The organism is Bacillus sp. FG16, from assembly GCF_057809515.1.
The window spans coordinates 18,519-41,572 of sequence record NZ_JBMDKC010000007.1 but is presented as its reverse complement, the minus strand read 5'-3'; the positions used below and the strand labels follow the sequence as shown (position 1 = coordinate 41,572).

Genomic DNA, 23,054 nt, shown 5'->3' with positions numbered 1-23,054 from the left:
ATGGATGTTTACTGTAAAAAGGAAGTACACATTAGAAAAGCTTTCACGTGATATTCATATGAAACGTGAAGAAATGATTCAACTAGGATTAACAAGTGGGCTAAATAGTAGGGAGACAATTCAAGTTAGTCAAGAATTGGACAAGCTTATTTTACAATATCAGTGTTATAAAGAAAAACAAACACCGAAATGGTTTTCAATTATAAAAATACCTATTTTCCAAATCGGGTATGAAGGAAAATCAAATAATTTTTGGCGAATGCTTGTCGCTGGTTTTATGAAATAAGTATAATTACCCTTATAGGATAAGTATAATTACCCTTATAGGATAAGTATAATTACCCTTATAGGATAAGTATAATTACCCTTATAGGATAAGGATAATTATACTATGTGTAACGGAATTTCGATATGAACTGTCGTTCCTTCGTTTTCTGTACTGTCAATAAAAATATGCCCATTATACATCTCTACAATTCGTTTACATATGACAAGTCCAAGACCTGTTCCAGTATCTTTATTAGTAAAGAACGGATGAAAGAGGTGTTTTTGAATATGTTGTGGAATTCCTTTTCCAGTATCTATAATCTGCAATTGTGCGTGTGTTTCATTGTTTTTTACTACAATGGTTAGTGTATCACTAGAAGTCATAGCCTCAATTGCATTTTTTGTAATGTTTAAAACCACTTGTTTCATATGGTCTTTCGAACAACGGATATGAACAGGATGGTCTGGTAAATGTAAATGGAATATAATGTTATGTAAATTCGCCTCAGATTGAATAATTAATGCTACCTCATTGAGAATCGTTCTTACATCATATGTTTGTTCGATGATGGCGGTTGGCTTTCCAAGAATAAGAAATTCACTTACAATTTCATTGATTCGCTCTATTTCTTGTTCAATTACGGAAAAGTAGAACTGATCTTGTTCATCTTTATATTTCTCTTTTAATAGAGCGACGAGTCCTTTAATTCCAGTAAGAGGGTTACGGATTTCGTGTGCTGTACTCGCTGCAAAAGTTCCAACTAATTCAATTTTCTGTAGTTCATTTTGTTGTCTTTCAAGTTTTGTTTGACGTTTTAACAACATATATTGAGCAAGTAAAAATAAAATAGACATTAAAAATAAAGTAGCTACACACTCTATTGCAACCCACTGGTATAAGGTTTTTTGATGAATAGGTAATGGAGAAACAGAGACCTTCCAATTTAATCTTTGGAGTGGGGTAGTAAGCATATTAGAATGTGAATCACTTGTGTCGGTATTATCATCGGTTAGAAAAACTACATCATGTTTATCAGTTACCTCAAAATGGTATTGTGGTTTAATGGCATTTAAAGAAGATGAAATGTAATCAAAGCGTAAACTAGCTAATAATAATCCAGAGAGCTCCTTTTGTTTATTGAATATGGGGGCAGCAATCATAATAGCTTTATGTCCAAGAACGCGATCAGTAATGACTGATGATACAGTGGTTTTTTTAGTTTGTAGCACGTCTTGAATATATTTACGGTCTGAAACATCTATAGGCTTTGATTCATCTTCAGATGCGATTGTAATGACCCCTTCTGGTGTAGCGTAATATAGACCAGAAAAGCGTGCATCGTTTCCATCTGTATCATGTACAATTTGTTTAATGCCATTTATATTACCAGTCTCGGTGCCCACAACTTTTGCAAGCATGTCTAAAGCAGAAATTGCTTCACCAAGATGATGATCCAAATAATCTCTATATAAAAAGAGAACTGTATGAGCGGATAATTTGTTTTCCTGTTTCATTTTATATGTATGATACGAATAAAATGTAGCACCAATCCCTATTGTCGGTAGGATAACAAGCAATATATATATAATTATGCTTTGGAATTTGACTTTCAAATGTGGTACTCCTTCTTTTTTTATTATCATTATATATAAACTATGTTAAAATTGTCATGTTTTTATTCAAGAATGATTCTTAATATATTAGGGGAGAGGAAATGGATGAGTGAATGCTCATTCGGAATTCACATGAAGTATGAAGTGGCATTTTCTTTTTATTGCTGAGAATTTAAGTGAAGGGTTGAAAGTTGTATGACATCAAATAATGAACGAGAAGATATTTCTCAATCTTTAAAAGTATTTATTGCATTATCTCGTGTACATCGTTCTGTTATGGATACTACAAATAAATCTATACAAAGTAACGGGTTAAATCCAACTGAATTTGCTGTATTAGAACTGCTATATCATAAAGGCGGTCAACCACTCCAGCAAATTGGTGAGCGCATTTTAATAGCTAGTGGCAGCATTACATATGTTGTAGATAAGCTAGAGAAAAAAGGATTAGTAAAGAGAATCCCATGTCCGAATGACAGACGTGTTATTTACGCGCAATTAACTGAGTCTGGCGAGAACTTTATTGCTTCTATTTTTCCGGGGCATGAGAAAGTTATACATCAGTCTTTTGAAATGTTAACGAAAGATGAAAAAGATGAATTACTTGATCTATTAAAAAAAATTGGAAAGTATGAAAAATAATAATATGTTCCAAAGGAGCTTTGGATAAATAAATCCAAGGCTTTTTTGTTTGCAATGAACTCAGGGTAGTAACTGCCGAATTTTGTTGAAAATTAAGAGGGAATTCGAGAATACGTATTGAATTATAATAAAGGTATGTAATGGAGAGGAGGCTCGTTCATGTCATTTAAAGACTATGAATATAAACGCCCAAATATTGAAGAGTTAAAAGAGAAATTTACTGTTGCTTTAGAGAAGTTTGATAACGCAAAAACTGTAGAAGAACAAAAACAAGTCATTAATTCAATTAATGAAATTCGCAACGATTTTGGTACAATGGGAAACCTTTGTTACATTCGCCATTCTGTTGATACGACGGATACTTTTTATAAGGAGGAGCAGGATTTCTTTGATGAATTCTCTCCAGTTGTACAGGGATATGGTACAAAATATTATAAGGCACTCATTAATTCTCCATTTCGTGAAGAATTAGAGGCGTATTATGGAAAACAATTATTTGCTCTAGCAGAATGTGATTTAAAAACATATTCAGATGAAGTCGTGAAAGATTTACAATTAGAAAATAAATTATCGTCGCAATATACACAGTTATTAGCATCTGCAAAAATTGACTTTGCTGGAGAAGAAAGAACGTTATCGCAACTGATTCCGTTTATGCAAGGAAAAGAAAGAAGCGAACGTAAAGCAGCAAGTGAAGCATACTACGGATTTTTAGCTGGAAATGAGGAAGAACTAGATCGTATTTATGATGAGCTTGTTAAAGTGAGAACGAAAATCGCAAAATCTTTAGGTTTCAAAAACTTTGTTGAACTTGGATATGCAAGAATGTACCGTACAGATTATAATGCGGAGATGGTGGCTAATTACCGTCAGCAAGTGCTGGATTATATCGTTCCCGTTACAACGGAATTAAGAAAGCGACAACAAGCACGTATCGGTGTAGAGAAGTTAGCTTATTATGACGAAAACTTTGAGTTTGCTACAGGTAACCCAACTCCAAAAGGAGATGCGGATTGGATTGTTGATCATGGAAAGACGATGTATAAAGAGTTATCGGCTGAAACAGATGAATTTTTCAATTTCATGCTAGATAACGATTTATTAGATTTAGTTGCGAAAAAAGGAAAAGCTGGTGGCGGATATTGTACATATATTGAGAATTATAAAGCGCCATTTATTTTCTCAAACTTCAATGGAACATCTGGTGACATTGATGTATTAACACATGAAGCAGGTCATGCTTTCCAAGTATATGAAAGTCGTAAATTTGAAATTCCAGAATATAATTGGCCAACATATGAAGCATGTGAAATCCACTCTATGAGTATGGAATTCTTTACATGGCCATGGATGAAGCTATTCTTTGAAGAAGATGCAGATAAATATTACTTCTCTCACTTAAGTTCAGCACTTCTATTTTTACCTTATGGTGTATCTGTTGATGAATATCAACATTATGTATATGAAAATCCTGAAGCATCACCGAAAGAGCGTAAGACAGCATGGCGTAACATAGAGAAGAAATATTTACCGCATCGTGATTATGAGGATAATGATTATTTAGAGCGCGGTGGTTTTTGGCAACGTCAAGGGCATATTTATAGTTCACCTTTCTATTATATTGATTACACGCTTGCTCAAATTTGTGCGCTACAATTTTGGAAACGTGCAAGAGATAATAGACAAGAGGCATGGGAAGATTATGTGAATCTATGCCAACAAGGTGGAAGTAAATCGTTCTTAGAATTAGTAGAAGTTGCAAATTTAACATCACCATTTGCTGAAGGCTGTGTGAAAAGTGTTATTACAGAAATTGAAGCATGGTTACATGCAATTGACGACACAAAATTGTAAAAAACATGCGCTTTTTTTCACATGTTTAACATCGACATAATGGGAAAATGATGAGATAATAAAAGAAAATTCAGAATACTAAAGAGGTGTTTCTAATAAGGAGCACCTCTTTTCACCAACAAAAAGGGGGGAAAGAAGTATGCTTCAATCTAATATGGATGTGAGTTTAGAAAGTTTAGTAAGCTCATTACAGTCTACTCGAAGCACGCTATTATCAGAAATTGAAATGTTAAATGATACAGAAGTGAATGTAAAGCCACGCCGTGATAAATGGAGTATTATTCAAATTTTACACCACTTGCATTTAGTTGAACAATCTGTCACGTCTGCCCTTGTATATGCTTTACAAAAAAATGAAAGAAACATGACTCCATTTAAAGACCTCCAACTTACGCTTGATCGCACACATAAACGAGAAGCTCCTCAGCAAATGCAACCAACAGAAACTTTAATGAAAAAACAGCAAGGAATTCAATTACTAGAACATTCACGACAAGAACTATTACATGCGCTTCATAGTGTTATAGATGAAAAAGATCTATTTGAAAATGGATTAAAGCATCCTGTTTTTAATGATCTGAATTTGTATCAATGGATTCAATTTCTTGATTTGCATGAACAAAGACATCTTACGCAATTAAAAGAGGCGAAACATGCAATTTTGCAGCGCTAAAGTGGAAGAAGTGGGAAACCACTTCTTTTTTTGATACGTGCATAGTTTTCTTTCTTATTTTGGAATACTACATGGAGAAAGAAAAGAAGGAGTTGAAAAAATATGTCTAAGAAGAAGCGAGAAGAAGAGCGTGCCTGGAAAGCGCGTAAAGAAAATCAACAACCGCACGGAAAAGTGAAAGCTTTTGCTGAATTAGTTGAAGGAACAGAAAAAACGTGATGATTATTTCATCACGTTTTTTGTATGAGTGGAAAAGTTAATAAAAAGGTTGTACCTGTTCCTTTTTCACTTATAATATCAATTTTTCCATTCATAGCTTGAACAACACTGAATACGACCATCATTCCAAGTCCAGTGCCTTTTTCTTTCGTTGAATAGAAAGGCGAGCCAAGACGTTTTACTTGTTCTGAATCCATACCGACTCCTGTATCTTTTATATATAACTGAATATGCTTATGATCAGGAACTAATGTGAAATAAAGATCACCGCCTTTTGGCATAGCCTCAATGCAATTTTTTAAAATATTTAATAAACATTGATTTAGTTTTTGCTTTTCTCCAGCGATAAAAAAAGAAGTGCTTTGCTTTATATAATGAGTACGTACATTTGTTAAATTAGCAAGTGGTGTAATTAACGATAATGCATGTAGTAATTCTTCTTCTAACTGTAATGTTTGTTCTTTTTCAATGCTTGGTTTGGCAAAGGTTAAATAATCTGTAAGAACATGATTTGCTTGTTCGATGCCATTAATGGCAATGTCGATATATAATTTCCGTTCCTGCTCAGTGCATGTATCTGATTGTAACAGTTGTAAAAAACCTTTCGTTGAAGTTAATGGATTGCGAATTTCATGAGAGATAGACGCTGCCATTTCACCAATTAAATGAAATTTTTCAGCATTTATAAGTTCGTTTTGGAGACGAACTTGAGTTTGTAATATGTGTAGTAAATATAAAATTAGGATTGTACCAAGCATTGAACATAACTCATACACAATAATATGCGGTATATAATCAGCCTTATTTGTAACCTTTGAAAGGAAGAAGGGTATCCAACTAAATCCGTATGTGAGACTGTAGATAATAGCAAGTGTTATTTTTATACGATTAGAAGTTCGATTGAAAAATTTATATGTTAATAATAGAACAATAAATAGAATAACAGAACCGATAAGAGATGGGAAAACACCTACCCCACCTAATAATAAGCGATATATGTTTAATACAACTAAGATAGAACCACCAGCAATAGGCCCTCCCGTTAATGTACCGACAATTAATACAATATGGCGCATATCAAATTGAAAACCATTATTTGTTTTTGCTGCAAATGTAATACAGAGTACGGTAGCGAGGCAACAGAGTACAATGAATATAGCTGAATTTAATTTAGGAGAGCGTTTCCCTTTTTGATTCCAAAATAAATGATATACGAGCATTGTAATAAGGATGAATAATATATTTAAAAAGAGATAAATAATAAAGGATTTCAGTGGGATGCCTCCTCTCTGCTTATATTAAATTAATCATACTATAAAATGAAAGAAATGAAATGATAAATAGCGGAAAAATCAGAAATTTTTACGCTAGTATACAATATGTTACAATAAGCTGTGTCAATGAAAGAAGAAATTCCGTGCACCGCGCGGGAGAGGTTCGCGAACTCCCTCTATAAAAAACTATGGAAACAACAATATCCTTAGGTATTGTTTTGTTTTTTTATTGTGACAGTTCAAGAACGTTCTTTCTTCTTATTTATAGTAGAGAAGGAGAATGAGTGAAATGAAAAAAGAAAAAGCAGTTGTTGTTTTTAGTGGAGGACAAGATAGTACAACATGTTTATTTTGGGCAATAGAGCAGTTTGCAGAGGTAGAAGCTGTAACGTTTAATTACAATCAACGTCATAAGCTAGAAATTGATTGTGCAGCGGAAATTGCAAAAGAGCTAGGAATAAAGCATACGGTACTAGATATGAGTCTATTAAATCAACTTGCTCCAAATGCGTTAACGAGAACGGATATGGAGATTACACATGAAGAAGGTGAATTGCCGTCGACATTTGTAGATGGACGAAATTTACTCTTCCTATCATTTGCTGCTGTATTGGCAAAACAAGTTGGAGCACGTCATATTGTAACGGGTGTATGTGAAACTGATTTCAGTGGTTATCCAGACTGCCGTGACGTGTTTGTGAAATCGTTAAACGTTACTTTAAATTTATCTATGGATTTCCCGTTTGTCATTCACACGCCACTTATGTGGATTGATAAAGCTGAAACATGGAAATTATCAGATGAACTTGGAGCATTTGAGTTTGTTCGAGAAAAAACATTAACATGTTATAACGGAATCATTGGTGATGGTTGCGGTGAATGTCCAGCATGTCAACTTCGTAAAGCAGGATTAGATACGTACCTACAAGAACGCGAAGGAGCGAACAACTAATGGATAACTTTTTTGGATTTCGCATCGTAGAGAATTTGCAAAAAATGGACAAGGATATTCAGCGTAAACAACTCAAATATCATAATAAAAGAGTAATGGTCAGCAAGGAATTTACATTTGATGCAGCACACCATTTACATTGTTATGAAGGGAAATGTAAAAACTTACATGGTCACACATATAAAGTTGTATTTGGAATTAGTGGATATGTAAATGAAATAGGTCTTGCAATTGACTTTGGAGATATAAAAGAAATTTGGAAGAATGAAATAGAAATTTATTTAGATCATCGTTATTTAAACGAAACGTTACCAGCAATGAATACGACTGCTGAAAATATGGTCGTTTGGATTTATGAAAAAATGGCAGAAGCACTAACAAAAGAGAATCGAGTGAACGAATATAAAGGAGCTCGCGTTGAATTTGTTCGTCTATTTGAGACGCCGACTAGTTATGCGGAAGTAAGACGGGAGTGGATGCTCGATGAGTAAAATCCCTGTCTTAGAAATATTCGGTCCGACTATTCAAGGTGAGGGAATGGTCGTAGGACAAAAGACAATGTTTATCCGTACAGCTGGTTGTGATTATAGCTGCGCTTGGTGTGATTCTGCTTTTACGTGGGATGGATCGGCTAAAGATCAAATTAGACAGATGACAGCAGAAGGTATTTGGGACGAGCTTGTTGCAATTGGAGGAGAAAATTTTTCTCATGTTACGATTTCAGGCGGAAATCCGGCATTACTGAAAAATATTGAGTTTCTTCTTTCTATATTAAAAGAAAATGGAATGCGAACGGCAATTGAAACACAAGGGAGTAAATGGCAAGATTGGTTACTTCAAATTGATGAGGTAACAATTTCTCCAAAACCACCAAGTTCGACGATGAAAACAGATTTTCAGAAGTTAGATGCTATTATTCAGAAACTAGCAGGAAAAGATATTAGTTTAAAAGTAGTAGTATTCGATGATCATGATTTTGAATATGCAGTTAAGATGCACGAACGTTATCCAGGTGTACCATTTTTCCTGCAAGTAGGAAACGATGATACAAAAACAGTGGATGATGCGATGCTTATTAAAAAATTATTAGATAAGTATGAGTGGCTGATTGATAAAGCTGTAAATTGTAAAGAGATGAATGATGCAAAAGTATTGCCTCAGCTTCATGCGTTAGTATGGGGAAATAAACGCGGCGTATAACGAGAAGGGATGTTTAAAATGACAGGAAGATTAGATGAAGATTTAAAAGATGTAACATTACTAGGAAATCAAAATACAAAATATTTATTTGAATATAGCCCAGAAATATTAGAGGTATTTGATAATAATCATCCAAACCGTGATTATTTTGTAAAATTCAATTGTCCTGAATTTACAAGTTTATGCCCGAAAACAGGACAACCAGATTTTGCAACAATTTATATTAGCTATATTCCAGAGCAAAAAATGGTAGAGAGTAAATCTTTAAAGTTGTATTTATTTAGTTTCCGCAATCATGGTGATTTCCACGAAGATTGCATGAACGTTATCATGAACGATTTAATTAAATTAATGGATCCACGTTACATTGAGGTATGGGGGAAATTTACACCACGTGGTGGTATTTCAATTGATCCATACTGCAACTACGGTCGCCCAGGGACAAAGTATGAACAAATGGCTGACTACCGCATGATGAACCACGATCTATATCCGGAAACAATTGATAATCGTTAATAGAAAGAAAGGGCCTGTATAGTATACAGGCCCTTTCTTTCTATTATATTATGCATTTTGATTAACGACAGTATAGTTTTTATGACTTACAACTGTAAGAGGTTCCATATCTAGTTCTCTAAAATTCTTCATAATTGTTATATCAACAATAACAGAGTTTTGATTTACTTTTTGAACACGGCCTTGCATTCCACCTTTAAATTCGATGATATCTCCAGTTTCTGCGATCTGCATAAGCAACTCTCCTTGTTACAGTTTTCCCAAAAAAAGAATAAATTTGGGTTTTTTTATTTCCTCCTATTTTGAACCATATTTCCTACTTTGTAAATGTTTCCAAAGTAAAAATTCGAAAAATATTCACTTTTTGTAAGAAAATATGTAGAAAATCCATGTTATTTGAAAAAAATAGCAAAAATGCGGGAATCTTTATATCGAGGTATAATGAAAAAGTAGAATAACCTGCTGAAGTGGGAGAAATTAGAGGCGGTAAAATGATGTTTGAATTTGTGGGGAGTGTTATAGCTTTAATGTTATTTTTATTTTCTTATATGCATTTAAAAAAGATTCGTCAATATGATACGAGTACATATTTTGATGGGATGGATAGTATCCATGCTTCGATAACACATGATAGTGGTGGGGAGATGTAAAAGGTATATGACTTTCTTTTCTTGCGTGGTATGATGTTTAGAACTAGTGCATAATAGAGTTCGTAAGTGATGAATGGAGAGTGAAAAGAATGAAGATTTCTTTTATTCGTCATGGTTGTTTAGGTCTTATAAGAGAACCGATGACAATTAATTCATTTCACGAATGGATGAAACAGTATGATTCCGAGTCAATGATACAAAAAGCTAAAATGCCGATAGAAACAATAGAGGCAATTGAAGCAGCGAAATTTGTCTTAACAAGTGATCAAAGGCGTGCTGTACAATCAGCAGCTGAATTAACGGATTCTTTATCTTTTATGCAAAACTCTCTTTTTAGAGAAGCTGAAGTTCCTTCATACTTTTTTGCTCCGAAGTGGTTGAAATGCACAATTAAGGTATGGATGTTCATTGGACGCACATTATGGATACTTGGCTACCATAAAGATGTTGAGTCTTATAAGGAAGTAAGAGAGAGGGCAAGGCAAGCGGCTTACCTGTTACATCGTTATGCTCTCGTACATGGAAGTATTGCTCTTGTAGGTCATAATTATTTTAATTCGATGATTGGAACGGAGCTGAGGGCAATGGGATGGTCTGGTTCTCCTATTTTGCATAGAAAGCCATGGGGATGTACAACATATACGTTTCACGAGGCGATGGATGGAAATATATTAAATACGAATTTAACATAAAAGCACACGATTTATATAAATCGTGTGCTTTCTTTTTAAGATATAGAAATTTTGACGTTTAATGGTTTTACGAGATGAGCATAAGGTTCGCCTACTAGCATAACAATTTCATCTTTTTTATAACCTAACTTTTCGTATAGTGAATAGGCGCGTGTGTTTTCTAAATTAACAAGTAAAGCGATTTTTTCATGCCCTTTTTCAGTTGCATAGATTTCGGCAGCTTCAATTAATTTAGAACCAATACCTTTTCCACCGTGTGCACTTGAAACTGATAATGTATCAATGTAATACTCATCAAGCTCAGCTTCTTTTTCTAACGTAATCGATTCATCTTTATGTAATTCTCTTAAGTGATGTACAATTGGTGCGTCAAGCTGTGTTGCTTCACTACCGTGATAAGCGACAATAATTCCAACTGCACTCTCGTCTTGTTCATAAATAAAACAGTTTTCGTAGCTCAGACGGTTATTTTCTTTTGAGAACCATGTCTCAAGTCCTAGTAATACTTCTGCTTCAACTGTGCTACCTGTGATTTTTTCAGCAATTTCATGCAGAGCATTATACAATAAAGGAGCTATTGCCATTGCATCTGTCTTTTTTGCTTTCCGAATCATAGTATCCCTCCTAGTTCTATTTGTATATTGTAGCATAGTGGTATGGAACTTTGCATAATTGAATGCCGAAATGTTTGATATAGAGAAGTAGCTATGTTAGTATATGATATTTAGTGGACATATAGTAAAACGATATTGTTTGCGAAATAACGAAAATAAAATCATGGCATAACAACGAGATAAAGTGAAATGTTAATCAGTAAGATTTTTTGTTCATTCCACGACTGATTAGTAGTCAGCACCAATCGGATTACCCGCAAATAGCGGGATAATTTTACAGTTGTTGACCTATAGAATATACGATAGAATAAAATATTGCAGAGAGGTGAAATACATGGATAAAGAATTAGCAAATACAATTTTAGATCAGCTGAAAAATGGTGAAATAACGGAGTATGTTGTTACGAAAGATGTATTTTATACGTTCAGAGAAGTTGTTGTAAATAGAGAAGACTTTAAGCATTTCATTGGTAACGCACAGCGAGGCGGGCAAGTGATTTATACATATTCAGAAACGCCACGTTCATAAAGGGGAATTTTGATCAGCAGGGCATCCTTCACTAATTAGTAGCCTTCACCAACCGGACGTTTAATGTGGGATAAATAAAAGATAAAGGAGAGGGGAATTATGGGCGATTTTAAACAAAGCATTTTACCACATTGGGATTATATGTGGAAAGATAGAGCCGGCAATAGATTTATGGGAATGGTTATGTATCCAGAGAAACGAAAATGTTCAGCAAAAATGCTTCAGAAAATAAAAAGAGCATATGAAGAAGCGATAGAAATTAAAGTAACTGTACAAGTTCAACATACATATCAGTACGTAGAAGGAATGATTGTATACTTTGATGAAGAGGCTCCTGTATGTACAATGCTTGATAAAGATGAAAATCCACATCACATATTTGTAAAAGATATTTTGCGTATTGAGCACTCTGAATAAACTTTTCATAAATAAATTGAAGTTCCATAATAATAATCTTTTTCTATAATAGTTATCTTTTAGTATGTAACGAAAAACGAAAGTATATGTATAATATATTTAATAAGGTAAATTTGATAAATGTAATCGTTTTTTAGAGCAGATTATAGTTTCATATCTGTTCTTTTTTGCGTGATGCTGGAGAAATATATTTCTCCAGCATCTACCGTTTTATGACAAAATATATTGTTAACTTTTTTAAAAATAAGGTTAAATTCGTTGACAACTTTTTTGAAAAGCACTTTATTGACATGAGTTTTAGAATGTTGTTTCATAGTCATTGTATTGAAAAAAAACGGCTATCATGTCGAAAAGTAAAATTTAAAAAAAGAAAGAATTTATACATATATCTTGTGTCTTATTTTGAAACGTAATACAATATATAGAGAAATCAAGAACAACATATAGAGAATATAGATTTGAGAGGGAGGGTCGGAAATGTTAGTTGCATATGATTCTATGACAGGAAACGTGAAGCGTTTCATTCACAAATTAAATATGCCGGCCGTTCAAATTGATGAAGATCTAGTAATAGATGAAGACTTTATTCTTATTACGTATACAACAGGTTTTGGCAATGTACCAGAACGTGTTTTAGACTTTTTAGAGCGCAATAATGAAAAATTAAAAGGCGTATCTGCAAGCGGCAATCGTAACTGGGGAGACATGTTCGGTGCAAGTGCTGACAAGATTTCTACTAAATATGAAGTGCCTATTGTATCAAAATTTGAGTTATCTGGAACAAATAACGATGTAGAATATTTTAAGGAAAGGGTGCGGGAGATTGCGACACATTGAACTGAATAATGAAATCACGCAAATGCAGGACGGTTTTTATCAGCTTCATAAAGATAAAGAGGCATTAGAAGTCTTTATGGAAGAAGCTAGAGAGAATACCGTTCCTTTTAATAGCGTGGCAGAGCGAATGGAGTATATGAAAGAACATGATTACTATTACAACGTTCTGGACGAGTATAGCTTGGAGGAAGTAGAGGAAGTATATAACATCGCTTATGGTGAAAACTTCGAGTTCCAATCTTATATGGCAGCATCTAAGTTCTACAAAGATTATGCGTTAAAAACGAATGATCAAAAACAATACTTAGAAAGCTATGAAGATCGTGTAGCAATTGTTTCATTATACTTAGGACGCGGTGATGTTTCGAAAGCAAGACAATTCGCAAGCATGATTGTAAAACAAAACTACCAACCAGCGACACCAACCTTTTTAAATGCGGGAAGAAGCAGAAGAGGAGAAATGGTGTCTTGTTTCTTGTTAGAGATGGACGATAGCTTAAATTCAATCGGCTTTAACATTAATACTGCGATGCAATTATCGAAAATCGGCGGGGGAGTAGCTTTAAACTTATCTAAGCTACGCGCACGCGGTGAGCAAATTAAAGGTATTGACAACGCTGCAAGTGGCGTAGTACCTGTTATGAAGTTGCTTGAAGATTCGTTTTCATATGCGAATCAGCTTGGCCAACGAAAAGGTGCCGGTGCAGTATATTTAAACATTTTCCATTGGGATATTATTGAATTCCTTGATACAAAAAAAATAAATGCCGATGAGAAGAGCCGTATTCAGTCTCTATCAATCGGAATTATCGTTCCAAGTAAGTTCTTTGAGCTTGCTGAGAAAAACGAACCTTTCCATGTTTTCGCGCCTTATACGGTTTATAAAGAATATGGCAAGCATTTAGATGATATTGACATTGATGAAATGTATGATGAATTAATGAGCAATCCGAAAGTGAAGAAGAAGCCACTAGATATTAGTGCACGTGATATGCTTATTAAAATCGCTATGATTCAGCTTGAGTCTGGTTACCCATACTTAATGTTTAAATCAAATGCAAATAATCAACATCCATTGAAGGATATTGGAACTGTGAAGATGTCGAACTTATGTACAGAAATCTTCCAGCTTCAAGAAACTTCAGAAATAAATGATTACGGTACAGATGACATTATCCGTCGTGATATTAACTGTAACTTAGGATCGTTAAATATCGTAAACGTAATGGAAAATAAAGAAATTCGTGAAGCAGTTCATGCGGGAATGGAAGCTTTAACAGCTGTTTCTGATATGACGATTATTCCGAATGCACCAACTGTGAAAAAAGCAAATGACGAGCTTCATTCAGTTGGACTTGGAGCAATGAACTTACACGGATATTTAGCAAAAAATAAAATCGCTTATGAAAGTGCAGAAGCGAAAGAATTCGCTCGTACATTCTTTATGATGTTAAATTACTACTCTATTGAGAAAAGTATGGAAATCGCTACAGAAAAAGGCGAGACATTTAAAGACTTCGATAAATCTGATTATGCGAATGGCACATACTTTGAAAAGTATGAAACGACAGATTACAGCCCAGTAACTGAAAAAGTTCAGCAACTATTTGAAGGAATTCATATTCCAACAAAAGAAGATTGGACAAGTTTAAAAGAGCAAGTGCAAAAGAATGGTTTATACAACTCATATCGTCTTGCCATTGCTCCAACACAATCAATCAGTTACGTTCAAAATGCAACTTCAAGCGTAATGCCGATCGTAAGTCAAATCGAATCAAGAACATATGCGAACGCGACAACATATTATCCAATGCCGTATTTATCAAAAGATACGTTCTGGTACTATAAATCTTCTTACGATATGAATCAGTTTAAATTAATTGATTTAATCGCAGAAATTCAAGAACATATTGACCAAGGAATTAGTACAATTCTTTACGTTAATAGTGATATTTCAACACGTGAATTAGCACGTTACTACATCTATGCACATAAAAAAGGCTTAAAGAGTCTGTATTATACGAGAACACGTAAATTAAGCGTGGAAGAGTGTGTGGCTTGTACCGTTTAATATAAAAAGTGAGACATGATGAGCAGGGTTTTCTGAACCCTGCTCATGCTTAGTTATCATATTTAGAGAAGGGGCGATTTAATGCGTGCGGTAAACTGGAACAAAAAAGAAGATGATTTTAGTTTAATGTTTTGGAAGCAAAACATCGCTCAGTTTTGGACAGAAGAAGAAATTGCGGTTTCGTCTGACAAAAATACTTGGGTGCAATTATCGAAAGAAGAGCAAATTGCTTATAAGCGTGTATTAGGTGGTTTAACACTTTTAGATACGAAACAAGGTGGCGAAGGAATGCCACTTGTACTTGTTCATCTTGAAAATTTACAAGCTAAAAGTGTATTAGCTTTCATGGGAGCTATGGAAGAAGTACATGCGAAGAGTTACAGTCATATCTTTACAACGTTAGCTACTGAAGAAGAAATTGATGATATTTTTGACTGGGTAGACAATCATCCATTACTTGAGAAAAAGGCCGGTATTATTACTGGTTACTATCGTCGTTTGTTAAAGCCCGAAGTAACGAAAAAAGAGCTATATATGGCAATGGTAGCAAGTGTGTTCTTAGAAAGTTATTTATTCTATAGTGGATTCTTCTATCCGCTTTACTTAGCTGGTCAAGGAAAACTAACAGCAAGTGGTGAGATTATCAACTTGATAATTCGTGATGAGTCAATTCACGGCGTATTCGTCGGTATTTTAGCACAACAAATCTTCGCAGAACTTTCTGCAGAAGAGCAACAAGAAGTGCAAAAAGAAACACAAGAGTTATTAATGGAACTATATGAAATTGAAATGGCCTATACAGAAGAAATTTACACTTCTATCGGTCTTGTAGAAGATGTAAATCGTTTCGTTCGTTACAATGCGAATAAAGGGCTTATGAACTTAGGACTTGAGCCGAAGTTTGAAGAAGAAGAAATTAACCCAATCGTTTTAAATGGTTTACGTACAGATACGAAAAACCATGATTTCTTCTCTGTAAAAGGAAATGGTTACGTAAAAGCAACGAACGTTGAAAAGTTAGCTGACGATGACTTCGTGTTTAACTTTTAATATAGGATTATAAAGAAAAGCTGTCTTATTCATTGATAAGACAGCTTTTCTTTATAATTTTGTTTACATAACACTATTATTTCTATATAGCGATTTGTGTTTGGGAAGTTCTATCCGGTTAACGGATAGAACTTTTTGTAATTAAATGGGTATTTACAAACTTTTTGTATCAGTGTATTATTTAACTAGTACACCGATACAAAAGGAGGGAAGAAATGAAAATAGAGTTTTCTCCAAATATACCAATTTACATTCAGGTAATGGAATACATAAAAAAAGAGATCGTAACAGGACATTTATTGCCTGGTGATAAAATTCCCTCTGTCCGTGAATTAGCGAGTGAATTACAAGTGAATCCAAATACGATTCAGCGTACATTTCAAGAGCTAGAACGGGATGGAGTTGTTGTAACACGTAGAGGAATGGGACGGTATGTAACGAATGAAGGGGAGAAAATTATGGAGCTGCGAAAAGAGATGGCGAAAGAATTACTTCATTCTTTTATAGATGGAATGGACAATTTAGGTTTTTCAGAAGAAGAAATTCTTACAATTCTTCGTTCTTCATTACATGAAAAGAGGGAGGAGAGCCAATGACAGAGCTATTAAAAATAGAAAACTTATGGAAGAGATACGGATTAAAAGCAGTGATCCGTGAATTAAACATAGAGATTACGGAAGGGAAAATCGTTGGGCTTGTTGGAGATAACGGGAGCGGGAAAACGACGTTATTGAAAATGATTGCAGGCTTGCAACACTCTTCTGAAGGTAGTATCACAATAGATGGTAAAAAGGTAGGATTACAGACGAAAGAAATCGTTTCATTTATGTCCGATAAGCCAGTCTTTGATGATTGGATGACTGTAAAAGACGCTTTATTTTTCTACCGAGATTTTTATAAAGACTTCGATATTCAAAAAGCGGTAGATACGATTGCAGAATTTAAAATACCGTTAGAAGAAAAAATTACAGCATTGTCAAAAGGTATGATAGAGAAGCTGCAAATTATTTTAACATTTTCTCGAAAAGCGAAGCTATACGTACTGGATGAGCCATTGGGCGGGATAGATCTTGTTTCTAGAGAACATGTACTTGAGCTAATACTTAAATTTTATCGTGAAGATTGTACGCTACTTATATCGACTCATTTAATAAGAGAAATCGAAAATATATTCGATGAAGTAATCTTTTTGAAAGATGGAGAAATAATATTGCATGAAAATGTGGAAGAACTACGATTTCAAAAGGGTAAAGCAGTACATGAGCTGTTTAAGGAGGCCTATGAGAAATGAGTCAGCTTTTTCTTTATCTGTATAATTGTAATAAGAGAAAGATAGCCATTATTTACTTTGGTTTTATTACAGTTTCATTAATTCTTTTATTTAATATGAAAGGAGTTTCAGGAGTTAGAATTTCAGGTAGGCAAGATATAATAATTATTATATTCTTTATCGTACTAGGTATAAATGGATTTGCAATTCTTTTAACAGGTATATCGTCTTTTCGGAAAATGTTAAAAGACTCTATGCTACGTTATACTTCTATTTCAGCAAAAAAGTATATATGTGCAAATATTTTATTCTGTGTACTACTCTTTATGATTTTGCTAGGAATAGGAATCATTTTTCTATACTATTTTTCTTTAAATATTTACAATGGAAAAACTAATTTAGGTATTCAGCAAGCAATACACAGTTTATATAATTATGGAATATTACATCATATGTTATCTATTTTCTTATGGGGACTAGATTTTCTTAATATGCTAGTTTCTATTTATTTTATTATAGTAATTGTAAAGCTATTAAATGTGAAATCATCGATGAATAAAGTTGCTTGTTTAGTTTTATTCGTCATTTTTACCGCATTTAATGGAGGAATAACGTATATTTTTCAGCAAATAGAAAAGTATGTGTTTGCTATAAATAATATTGGATTTATAGATCAAAATGGTTTTTTAAATACATCATTTTATTCTGGTACAGAGGTTACAATTTTAAATCTATTTTTTAATTGTTTATTAACAATTATATTACTAGTAGTTACAGGTCACATAGTCGATAAAAAACTAGAAGTCTAAAGGAGGAATCAGCATTGGGAAACGTAGTAGTAAAGTTAGAGAATGTTCGAAAAAGGATTGGTGGAACGGAAATTATTCGTGGTTTATCATTTGAGGTTCGTGAAGGAGAAGTATACGGATTCCTTGGACCGAACGGTAGCGGTAAGACGACGACGATCCGTATGATGACAGGTCTTATTTCAATGACAGAGGGCGATATTACAATTTGTGGACATAGTATTCGCTCGGAGCGTGAAAAGGCACTAGAGCAAATTGGAGCGATTGTAGAAAATCCTGAACTATATGATTATATGACAGGAATGCAAAACTTAAAGCATTTTGCGAACATGGCCATTACTCCAATTAGTAAAGAGCGGATTGCTGAGATTGTAAAGCTTGTTGAATTAGAGCATGCGATTCATAAAAAGGTGAAAACATATTCACTTGGTATGAAACAACGTTTAGGAATTGCACAGGCATTACTTCATCAGCCGAAAATCTTAATTTTAGATGAGCCGACAAATGGATTAGATCCAGCTGGTATTCGCCAAATTCGTGATTATTTACAACGTTTAGCGAAAGAAGAGAATATTGCTGTAATCGTATCAAGTCACTTATTGAGTGAAATTGAATTAATGTGTGATCGCGTTGTTATTATTAAACAAGGCGAGTTTGTACAAGAGTACAACTTACATGAAAAAGTGAAACATGATGAGGCAGTCGTTGTAGCGTTTGAAGTAGATGAAGCTCAGAAAGCGAATGAAATCATTAAAGGTAAAGCAAAAGGGAATGTAATTGTAGCATCTGTAACAAAAGACAACATTCCGCAACTCGTAAAAAAACTTGTGCATGCTGATGTGCTTGTATACGGAGTTACTGTTCAAAATAAAACGTTAGAGGATGAGTTCTTAGCGATTACTGGGGGAGTGAAAGCGTAATGTTTAAATTAATTCAAAATGAATTTTTAAAGTTGCATGCGAAAAAAGGTATGTATATTTTAATTGGTGTCATTGCGGCACTCGAAATTTTAGGTACTTTAGCAATGTTGAAGTGGGGAAAAGGTGATGAGTTTAAGGGATCATATTTAGATTATGCAAACTCAGAGATTGGCTTAATTGTTTTATTTACAACGATTTTTGGGATTACACTTGCTGCCCGTACTATTACTGATGAGTTCCAAAAAGGTACAATTAAACAATTGTTAATCCGTCCAAGAAAAAGACTTGCAGTTTTATTTTCTAAATATATTACAGTGTTATTAGCAATGTTATTTATCGTATTAGCTGGTATGCTAATTGCAATGATTATTGGCGGTATTGTAATGGATGGTAGTAAAACAGAATTAACGTTAGGAATCGTAATGAAGTCCACTTTATATCAACTACTTTCACCGTTCTTTTTTGCAACACTTGCATTTTTCCTAGCAAATGTCTTTAGAAAGTCTGTATTACCATTAATTATTACGATGTTCCTATTCTTCTTACAAGGTGCAATTAATATGGTATTGATAATGTTTGCAAAAGGTGTAGCGAAGTTTGTAGTATTCAACCATTTGGATTTAAGAGCTTACGATAGCAATAAATTAATCAATGGTGGAATGGAACCAACATTTACAGAATTTACGTTTACAACTTCATTATTACTTGTAGCGGCATACTTTGTTGTGTTACTTGTAGCATCAAGTGCATTATTCCAAAAACGTGACGTATTATAATAAAAGAAATCCCCGCTTGTAAAAACGGGGATTTTTATTACATAAATTTCACTTGGATTGCAACTTGAAGAATAGCGATATGTTATTTTAAGAGATATGCTGTTTGAAATGATTTGAGAAAAATAGGAAGAATTTCAACTAGATTCATATTGCAATTTAGTTATCCAATTATTTATAAGGAAAGGACGCCTATAAAATATTGATTCAAGTTTTACTTTATTTTTTACTATCTTTGGGGGTGTTTCATATGCACTATGCATTTTCACGTATAAGACTACGTAGTTTTTTTGGATGGATGATTATAGGGGTGTTCCTTACAATGATTCCATTAAGTCTAGCAAATGTTTCTGAGAATACGATGGAGGTTATTTCACAAATAACTGTATTTTTTGTATTTCCGTTACTTTGGCTATACGTAAAAACAAATAAAAATAATGTTGTATTTAACAGTTTTTTTGATAAGCCAGGACGTTTATCTTGGGGATTAATTGTATTAGCAACGATAATGGGGATGATTTTTTCAGTTGGCATATCTCAGATTCAATTTTACATATTAGCACATACGTTACCGAATTTCTTAGTTACTATGCTAGAAGACGGAAATGTTATTAATACGAGTAACGTATATATGACGATATTTACTTTCATTTCAGCATGTGTGTTAGCACCTATTATGGAAGAGGTTATTTTTAGGGGATTTTTCTTACAGCGAATGGCTCATAAATGGGGAATTAAAAAAGCTGTAATTATATCTTCAATTATTTTTGGCCTAGGACATTTTGATGTTATTGGTGCGTTCATGTTTGGTGTCGTTATGTGTCTTTTATACATAAAGACAAAAAATATATGGACGAATATAGCTGTGCACGCTCTAAATAATTTGATTGCAACAAGTATGCAATTTTTCGGTGGAGAAGAAAGTGGTACAATCTCAATTACTGAATTACAAGTGCAAAGTAATTTATGGATTGGTATCGGTCTTACAGTTGTTGGATTACTATGGTTAATTCCTTATGTTTGGAAACAATGGCGTATAGTAAAAGAAGTTGGCGTGCCACCAGTACGTTTTATAAATGAGCAAAAAGTAGAGAGTGCATCACATGAAAATGAAGTGTATAGTCAAGTGATCGTAACCGATAGATTGATGGCCATAGAGTTACCAGATGAGGCTGTAAATAAGCTTCGGTTAGAAGAAAGTGATTATGTAACAGTATCTGTAGAAGAAGATAAAATCGTTATAAAGAAAGCACATAATAGATAATTAAAAAGTAGCTCTTAGGAGCTACTTTTTAATTTGTAATAATTTCTACACGAAAATTATTACCGTTCTTTACATATTTAATATCTGTAACAGTGCGGACCGTCTTTAAAATCTCCACTTTTTCACCAATTCGCGGGATGGTTGGAACATTATCCCAAATACCAAGCAAGTCATCTAATTGTGCCGTTTTTTCATAAAACCAGATTTTCAATGTAAAGCCCCTTTCTCGAACTTTATGTATTTTAATACATAATATATTATTTTTATTCTTATTGTAAGGGGTTTTTTTATATTTTATGAATAAAAATAAATTAATCTTCTGGGAAGATATGTTCAATATCAGGAGTAAGAGATACTTCTGATAATACGATATGAGAAACTGTCGTTGCATATGAAGAAACATCATTGATAAATTCTTCAAGTTCAACGAGTGAAGGAACAGAAATTTTTACAATGTAGCATAAGCTTCCTGTTACTCGGTAACAAAAACTTGCAGATGGATAAGACTGAATAAATTGTTGCATACGTGTTGTATCACCATTCTTTAAGGTGATTTCTAAAATACAATCTAAAACTAGTCCTGCCTTTTTATAATCAATATCAATTGTGTATTTTTGAATAACACCTTCGCTTTCGAGCTTACGAACACGTTCTGAAGTAGACGGAGCAGATAAGTTTACTCGTTTAGCCAATTCACGCATCGAAAGGCGACTATCATTATATAATTCATTTAAAATTTTTCGATCAACACGGTCTAATTGCATTTGTAAATATACCTCCAGTAAAATAATGATTTTTGTAAAGGGAAAATATAAATTAAGATTCATATGAAATGTAAAGTGAACGTTATTTATTTTACAATAAAACAGAAGGAAATAGGAGGGGAAATGATGGAGAGAATTTCATTATCAAATGTAGGAGATACAAAGTTTCAAAAGTTATTAGGGCATAATTCGGATATATTACACTCGTGGAGTAAGTTAGAAGATACACTGTACAATAAAGGAACTCTTTCAGCAGAGTTGAAGGAGCAAGTGAGAAGAACATTAGCGTATGGGAATGAATGTCCGTACTGTATGGCAAAGGGAAGACCAGATGATGTGCAAAAGGCAGAGGAGATTGGTGTAGCCGTTACTTTTGCGCATACATTTGTTCATGACCGAAAAGCAATAGATGATACTATGTTTCACGCATTAAAACAATATTGGACAGAAAAAGAAATTGTAGAGCTTTGCGCCTATGTTTGCTTTATTACTGCGTCACAACAACTTGGTTTTCTATTTCAATTACAGCCAAATTAAGGGGGAAATGATGACAAATCAAATAGCACTTATCATGATCGATGTACAAAAGGCATTTCAATTACCAGATTGGGGCGAGAGAAATAATATTTTTGCTGAAGAAAACATGAGAATTTTGTTAGAAGAATGGAGAAAAAGGAAACGACCAGTTTTTCATATTCAACATGTAAATAAAGAAAATGCTCAGTCAATGTTTTATGAGAGAGCGGAAACGGTAAACTTTAAAGAAGAAGTGCAACCACTACTTGGTGAAGTGGTTATTCAGAAATTCGTTAACAGCGCGTTCATTGGGACAAATTTAGAAGAGCGATTAAGAAAGAACAAATGTAATGCAGTAGTGGTTGTAGGATTAACGACAAATCATTGCGTGGAAACTACGACACGAATGGCAGGGAATTTAGGATTTACAACATATTTAGTGAGTGATGCAACGGCTACTTTTAACCGTAAAGGTTTAGATGGTAAGGAGTATAGTGCAGAGGATATTCACAATATGACACTTGTAAATTTACATGAAGAGTTTGCTACGATTGTGAAGACAAAAGAAGTATTAAAATTATTTTAAGAAAATAATTGCGAATTATGTAGAAAAAAATAAGAATATTTCGTATAATCTAAGTACAATCATTTTGAAAATAGGGGTGGCATC

General features: G+C 33.7%; 30 protein-coding genes and 1 riboswitch. Of the genes, 24 read left to right on the top strand and 6 right to left on the bottom strand.

What is annotated here, in order from left to right; all coding sequences use genetic code 11:
* Positions 1-4: 4 nt before the first annotated feature.
* Positions 5-286 carry an aspartyl-phosphate phosphatase Spo0E family protein gene (locus ACODS7_RS04600; RefSeq protein WP_000495536.1) on the top strand — a complete coding sequence of 94 codons (282 nt, stop codon included), beginning with the start codon at positions 5-7 and terminating at the stop codon, positions 284-286.
* Positions 287-384: 98 nt separating this feature from the next.
* Here the strand turns inward: ACODS7_RS04600 and ACODS7_RS04595 are convergent, their stop codons facing one another.
* Complete coding sequence (locus tag ACODS7_RS04595; RefSeq protein ID WP_029441783.1) at positions 385-1,881, bottom strand: DUF3149 domain-containing protein; 1,497 nt, start codon at positions 1,879-1,881, stop codon at positions 385-387.
* 195 nt (positions 1,882-2,076) lie between these two features.
* On the opposite strand from ACODS7_RS04595, the gene ACODS7_RS04590 reads away from it, so the two are divergent.
* The 4 genes from ACODS7_RS04590 to ACODS7_RS04575 all read left to right on the top strand — a co-directional run bounded on the left by ACODS7_RS04590 (position 2,077) and on the right by ACODS7_RS04575 (position 5,269).
* Entirely contained in the window at positions 2,077-2,523 is a 447-nt protein-coding gene (locus ACODS7_RS04590; protein WP_000203336.1) for a MarR family winged helix-turn-helix transcriptional regulator, read from the top strand.
* Positions 2,524-2,682: 159 nt separating this feature from the next.
* Entirely contained in the window at positions 2,683-4,377 is a 1,695-nt protein-coding gene (locus ACODS7_RS04585; protein WP_016082370.1) for a M3 family oligoendopeptidase, read from the top strand.
* A 139-nt stretch (positions 4,378-4,516) separates the two neighbouring features.
* Positions 4,517-5,050 carry a DinB family protein gene (locus ACODS7_RS04580; RefSeq protein ID WP_029441784.1) on the top strand — a complete coding sequence of 178 codons (534 nt, stop codon included), beginning with the start codon at positions 4,517-4,519 and terminating at the stop codon, positions 5,048-5,050.
* A 102-nt stretch (positions 5,051-5,152) separates the two neighbouring features.
* Complete coding sequence (locus ACODS7_RS04575; RefSeq protein ID WP_000038355.1) at positions 5,153-5,269, top strand: DUF6254 family protein; 117 nt, start codon at positions 5,153-5,155, stop codon at positions 5,267-5,269.
* Positions 5,270-5,280: 11 nt separating this feature from the next.
* On the opposite strand, the gene kinB is transcribed toward ACODS7_RS04575, so the two are convergent.
* On the bottom strand, positions 5,281-6,489 hold the full coding sequence (gene kinB, locus ACODS7_RS04570; RefSeq protein WP_043936091.1) for a sporulation sensor histidine kinase KinB: 1,209 nt from the start codon (positions 6,487-6,489) through the stop codon (positions 5,281-5,283).
* Between the two features lie 206 nt (positions 6,490-6,695).
* Positions 6,696-6,739: riboswitch (PreQ1 riboswitch) on the top strand.
* 93 nt (positions 6,740-6,832) lie between these two features.
* Here kinB and queC point away from each other — a divergent pair.
* From queC to queF, 4 genes are read left to right on the top strand one after another with little or no spacing between them, the layout of a single operon-like run.
* Positions 6,833-7,495, top strand: coding sequence for a 7-cyano-7-deazaguanine synthase QueC (gene queC / locus ACODS7_RS04565; protein ID WP_029441786.1), 663 nt, complete (start codon positions 6,833-6,835; stop codon positions 7,493-7,495).
* Positions 7,495-7,986 (top strand): 6-carboxytetrahydropterin synthase QueD, encoded by a 492-nt coding sequence (gene queD, locus ACODS7_RS04560; RefSeq protein ID WP_000368414.1) that lies wholly within the window; start codon positions 7,495-7,497, stop codon positions 7,984-7,986. Before queC ends, queD begins: the two co-directional genes overlap by 1 nt.
* Positions 7,979-8,695, top strand: a complete 717-nt coding sequence (gene queE / locus ACODS7_RS04555) for a 7-carboxy-7-deazaguanine synthase QueE (RefSeq protein ID WP_016082368.1) — start codon at positions 7,979-7,981, stop codon at positions 8,693-8,695. The genes queD and queE overlap by 8 nt, the downstream gene beginning before the upstream one ends.
* A gap of 18 nt (positions 8,696-8,713) precedes the next feature.
* Positions 8,714-9,211 (top strand): preQ(1) synthase, encoded by a 498-nt coding sequence (gene queF / locus ACODS7_RS04550; RefSeq protein ID WP_001986050.1) that lies wholly within the window; start codon positions 8,714-8,716, stop codon positions 9,209-9,211.
* 48 nt (positions 9,212-9,259) lie between these two features.
* Here queF and ACODS7_RS04545 read toward each other — a convergent pair whose 3' ends face one another.
* Entirely contained in the window at positions 9,260-9,445 is a 186-nt protein-coding gene (locus ACODS7_RS04545; RefSeq protein ID WP_016082367.1) for a YkvS family protein, read from the bottom strand.
* A 260-nt stretch (positions 9,446-9,705) separates the two neighbouring features.
* Between ACODS7_RS04545 and ACODS7_RS04540 the strand changes: the two genes are divergently transcribed.
* Both ACODS7_RS04540 and ACODS7_RS04535 read left to right on the top strand, forming a co-directional pair.
* Positions 9,706-9,861, top strand: a complete 156-nt coding sequence (locus ACODS7_RS04540) for a hypothetical protein (protein WP_029441787.1) — start codon at positions 9,706-9,708, stop codon at positions 9,859-9,861.
* Positions 9,862-9,950: 89 nt separating this feature from the next.
* The gene (locus tag ACODS7_RS04535) at positions 9,951-10,553 is read left to right on the top strand and encodes a phosphoglycerate mutase (protein WP_029441788.1); all 603 of its coding nucleotides are present in this window, start codon (positions 9,951-9,953) and stop codon (positions 10,551-10,553) included.
* A 35-nt stretch (positions 10,554-10,588) separates the two neighbouring features.
* On the opposite strand, the gene ACODS7_RS04530 is transcribed toward ACODS7_RS04535, so the two are convergent.
* Positions 10,589-11,167: a GNAT family N-acetyltransferase gene (locus ACODS7_RS04530; RefSeq protein WP_000619547.1), complete on the bottom strand. Its 579-nt coding sequence runs from the start codon at positions 11,165-11,167 to the stop codon at positions 10,589-10,591.
* Positions 11,168-11,501: 334 nt separating this feature from the next.
* Here ACODS7_RS04530 and ACODS7_RS04525 point away from each other — a divergent pair, with 334 nt between their 5' ends.
* The 11 genes from ACODS7_RS04525 (at position 11,502) to ACODS7_RS04475 (ending at position 21,104) form a co-directional block, all read left to right on the top strand.
* The gene (locus ACODS7_RS04525; protein ID WP_000356686.1) at positions 11,502-11,696 is read left to right on the top strand and encodes a hypothetical protein; all 195 of its coding nucleotides are present in this window, start codon (positions 11,502-11,504) and stop codon (positions 11,694-11,696) included.
* Between the two features lie 99 nt (positions 11,697-11,795).
* Positions 11,796-12,113: a hypothetical protein gene (locus ACODS7_RS04520; RefSeq protein ID WP_016082365.1), complete on the top strand. Its 318-nt coding sequence runs from the start codon at positions 11,796-11,798 to the stop codon at positions 12,111-12,113.
* A 477-nt stretch (positions 12,114-12,590) separates the two neighbouring features.
* The gene (gene nrdI / locus ACODS7_RS04515; protein WP_000959447.1) at positions 12,591-12,950 is read left to right on the top strand and encodes a class Ib ribonucleoside-diphosphate reductase assembly flavoprotein NrdI; all 360 of its coding nucleotides are present in this window, start codon (positions 12,591-12,593) and stop codon (positions 12,948-12,950) included.
* Entirely contained in the window at positions 12,937-15,021 is a 2,085-nt protein-coding gene (gene nrdE / locus ACODS7_RS04510; protein WP_001215839.1) for a class 1b ribonucleoside-diphosphate reductase subunit alpha, read from the top strand. Before nrdI ends, nrdE begins: the two co-directional genes overlap by 14 nt.
* 81 nt (positions 15,022-15,102) lie before the next feature.
* Positions 15,103-16,071, top strand: coding sequence for a class 1b ribonucleoside-diphosphate reductase subunit beta (nrdF, locus tag ACODS7_RS04505; RefSeq protein WP_001203025.1), 969 nt, complete (start codon positions 15,103-15,105; stop codon positions 16,069-16,071).
* Between the two features lie 215 nt (positions 16,072-16,286).
* Positions 16,287-16,667: a GntR family transcriptional regulator gene (locus ACODS7_RS04500; protein WP_016082363.1), complete on the top strand. Its 381-nt coding sequence runs from the start codon at positions 16,287-16,289 to the stop codon at positions 16,665-16,667.
* A complete protein-coding gene (locus ACODS7_RS04495) occupies positions 16,664-17,362 on the top strand; it encodes an ABC transporter ATP-binding protein (protein WP_243168082.1) in 699 nt (232 codons plus the stop codon). The genes ACODS7_RS04500 and ACODS7_RS04495 overlap by 4 nt, the downstream gene beginning before the upstream one ends.
* Positions 17,359-18,150, top strand: coding sequence for a hypothetical protein (locus ACODS7_RS04490; protein ID WP_029441790.1), 792 nt, complete (start codon positions 17,359-17,361; stop codon positions 18,148-18,150). Before ACODS7_RS04495 ends, ACODS7_RS04490 begins: the two co-directional genes overlap by 4 nt.
* A gap of 14 nt (positions 18,151-18,164) precedes the next feature.
* On the top strand, positions 18,165-19,067 hold the full coding sequence (locus ACODS7_RS04485; RefSeq protein ID WP_016082361.1) for an ABC transporter ATP-binding protein: 903 nt from the start codon (positions 18,165-18,167) through the stop codon (positions 19,065-19,067).
* A complete protein-coding gene (locus ACODS7_RS04480) occupies positions 19,067-19,843 on the top strand; it encodes an ABC transporter permease (RefSeq protein ID WP_016082360.1) in 777 nt (258 codons plus the stop codon). Before ACODS7_RS04485 ends, ACODS7_RS04480 begins: the two co-directional genes overlap by 1 nt.
* Before the next feature lie 247 nt (positions 19,844-20,090).
* Positions 20,091-21,104, top strand: a complete 1,014-nt coding sequence (locus tag ACODS7_RS04475) for a CPBP family intramembrane glutamic endopeptidase (RefSeq protein WP_243168083.1) — start codon at positions 20,091-20,093, stop codon at positions 21,102-21,104.
* Positions 21,105-21,132: 28 nt separating this feature from the next.
* Here ACODS7_RS04475 and ACODS7_RS04470 read toward each other — a convergent pair whose 3' ends face one another.
* Both ACODS7_RS04470 and ACODS7_RS04465 read right to left on the bottom strand, forming a co-directional pair.
* Positions 21,133-21,315, bottom strand: a complete 183-nt coding sequence (locus tag ACODS7_RS04470; protein WP_000707107.1) for a DUF3913 family protein — start codon at positions 21,313-21,315, stop codon at positions 21,133-21,135.
* 100 nt (positions 21,316-21,415) lie between these two features.
* Positions 21,416-21,868 (bottom strand): Lrp/AsnC family transcriptional regulator, encoded by a 453-nt coding sequence (locus ACODS7_RS04465; RefSeq protein WP_001175505.1) that lies wholly within the window; start codon positions 21,866-21,868, stop codon positions 21,416-21,418.
* A 126-nt stretch (positions 21,869-21,994) separates the two neighbouring features.
* On the opposite strand from ACODS7_RS04465, the gene ACODS7_RS04460 reads away from it, so the two are divergent.
* Both ACODS7_RS04460 and ACODS7_RS04455 read left to right on the top strand, forming a co-directional pair.
* Entirely contained in the window at positions 21,995-22,405 is a 411-nt protein-coding gene (locus ACODS7_RS04460; protein ID WP_016082359.1) for a carboxymuconolactone decarboxylase family protein, read from the top strand.
* A 10-nt stretch (positions 22,406-22,415) separates the two neighbouring features.
* A complete protein-coding gene (locus ACODS7_RS04455; protein WP_029441792.1) occupies positions 22,416-22,970 on the top strand; it encodes a cysteine hydrolase family protein in 555 nt (184 codons plus the stop codon).
* The last annotated feature ends 84 nt before the right edge of the window (positions 22,971-23,054 follow it).

Excerpts from the sequence above, each read along its gene's own strand:
- ACODS7_RS04600 (WP_000495536.1), top strand. The coding sequence starts at position 5 with ATGTTTACTGTAAAAAGGAAGTACACATTAGAAAAGCTTTCACGTGAT.
- ACODS7_RS04460 (WP_016082359.1), top strand. The coding sequence starts at position 21,995 with ATGGAGAGAATTTCATTATCAAATGTAGGAGATACAAAGTTTCAAAAG.
- ACODS7_RS04490 (WP_029441790.1), top strand. The coding sequence starts at position 17,359 with ATGAGTCAGCTTTTTCTTTATCTGTATAATTGTAATAAGAGAAAGATA.
- ACODS7_RS04580 (WP_029441784.1), top strand. The coding sequence starts at position 4,517 with ATGCTTCAATCTAATATGGATGTGAGTTTAGAAAGTTTAGTAAGCTCA.
- ACODS7_RS04500 (WP_016082363.1), top strand. The coding sequence starts at position 16,287 with ATGAAAATAGAGTTTTCTCCAAATATACCAATTTACATTCAGGTAATG.
- ACODS7_RS04480 (WP_016082360.1), top strand. The coding sequence starts at position 19,067 with ATGTTTAAATTAATTCAAAATGAATTTTTAAAGTTGCATGCGAAAAAA.
- ACODS7_RS04575 (WP_000038355.1), top strand. The coding sequence starts at position 5,153 with ATGTCTAAGAAGAAGCGAGAAGAAGAGCGTGCCTGGAAAGCGCGTAAA.
- queE (WP_016082368.1), top strand. The coding sequence starts at position 7,979 with ATGAGTAAAATCCCTGTCTTAGAAATATTCGGTCCGACTATTCAAGGT.
- ACODS7_RS04520 (WP_016082365.1), top strand. The coding sequence starts at position 11,796 with ATGGGCGATTTTAAACAAAGCATTTTACCACATTGGGATTATATGTGG.
- ACODS7_RS04455 (WP_029441792.1), top strand. The coding sequence starts at position 22,416 with ATGACAAATCAAATAGCACTTATCATGATCGATGTACAAAAGGCATTT.
- queF (WP_001986050.1), top strand. The coding sequence starts at position 8,714 with ATGACAGGAAGATTAGATGAAGATTTAAAAGATGTAACATTACTAGGA.
- queC (WP_029441786.1), top strand. The coding sequence starts at position 6,833 with ATGAAAAAAGAAAAAGCAGTTGTTGTTTTTAGTGGAGGACAAGATAGT.
- nrdF (WP_001203025.1), top strand. The coding sequence starts at position 15,103 with ATGCGTGCGGTAAACTGGAACAAAAAAGAAGATGATTTTAGTTTAATG.
- ACODS7_RS04585 (WP_016082370.1), top strand. The coding sequence starts at position 2,683 with ATGTCATTTAAAGACTATGAATATAAACGCCCAAATATTGAAGAGTTA.
- ACODS7_RS04590 (WP_000203336.1), top strand. The coding sequence starts at position 2,077 with ATGACATCAAATAATGAACGAGAAGATATTTCTCAATCTTTAAAAGTA.
- ACODS7_RS04540 (WP_029441787.1), top strand. The coding sequence starts at position 9,706 with ATGTTTGAATTTGTGGGGAGTGTTATAGCTTTAATGTTATTTTTATTT.
- ACODS7_RS04525 (WP_000356686.1), top strand. The coding sequence starts at position 11,502 with ATGGATAAAGAATTAGCAAATACAATTTTAGATCAGCTGAAAAATGGT.
- ACODS7_RS04465 (WP_001175505.1), bottom strand. The coding sequence starts at position 21,868 with ATGCAATTAGACCGTGTTGATCGAAAAATTTTAAATGAATTATATAAT.
- ACODS7_RS04535 (WP_029441788.1), top strand. The coding sequence starts at position 9,951 with ATGAAGATTTCTTTTATTCGTCATGGTTGTTTAGGTCTTATAAGAGAA.
- ACODS7_RS04545 (WP_016082367.1), bottom strand. The coding sequence starts at position 9,445 with ATGCAGATCGCAGAAACTGGAGATATCATCGAATTTAAAGGTGGAATG.
- kinB (WP_043936091.1), bottom strand. The coding sequence starts at position 6,489 with ATGCTCGTATATCATTTATTTTGGAATCAAAAAGGGAAACGCTCTCCT.
- ACODS7_RS04495 (WP_243168082.1), top strand. The coding sequence starts at position 16,664 with ATGACAGAGCTATTAAAAATAGAAAACTTATGGAAGAGATACGGATTA.
- ACODS7_RS04530 (WP_000619547.1), bottom strand. The coding sequence starts at position 11,167 with ATGATTCGGAAAGCAAAAAAGACAGATGCAATGGCAATAGCTCCTTTA.
- nrdI (WP_000959447.1), top strand. The coding sequence starts at position 12,591 with ATGTTAGTTGCATATGATTCTATGACAGGAAACGTGAAGCGTTTCATT.
- ACODS7_RS04475 (WP_243168083.1), top strand. The coding sequence starts at position 20,091 with ATGCACTATGCATTTTCACGTATAAGACTACGTAGTTTTTTTGGATGG.
- queD (WP_000368414.1), top strand. The coding sequence starts at position 7,495 with ATGGATAACTTTTTTGGATTTCGCATCGTAGAGAATTTGCAAAAAATG.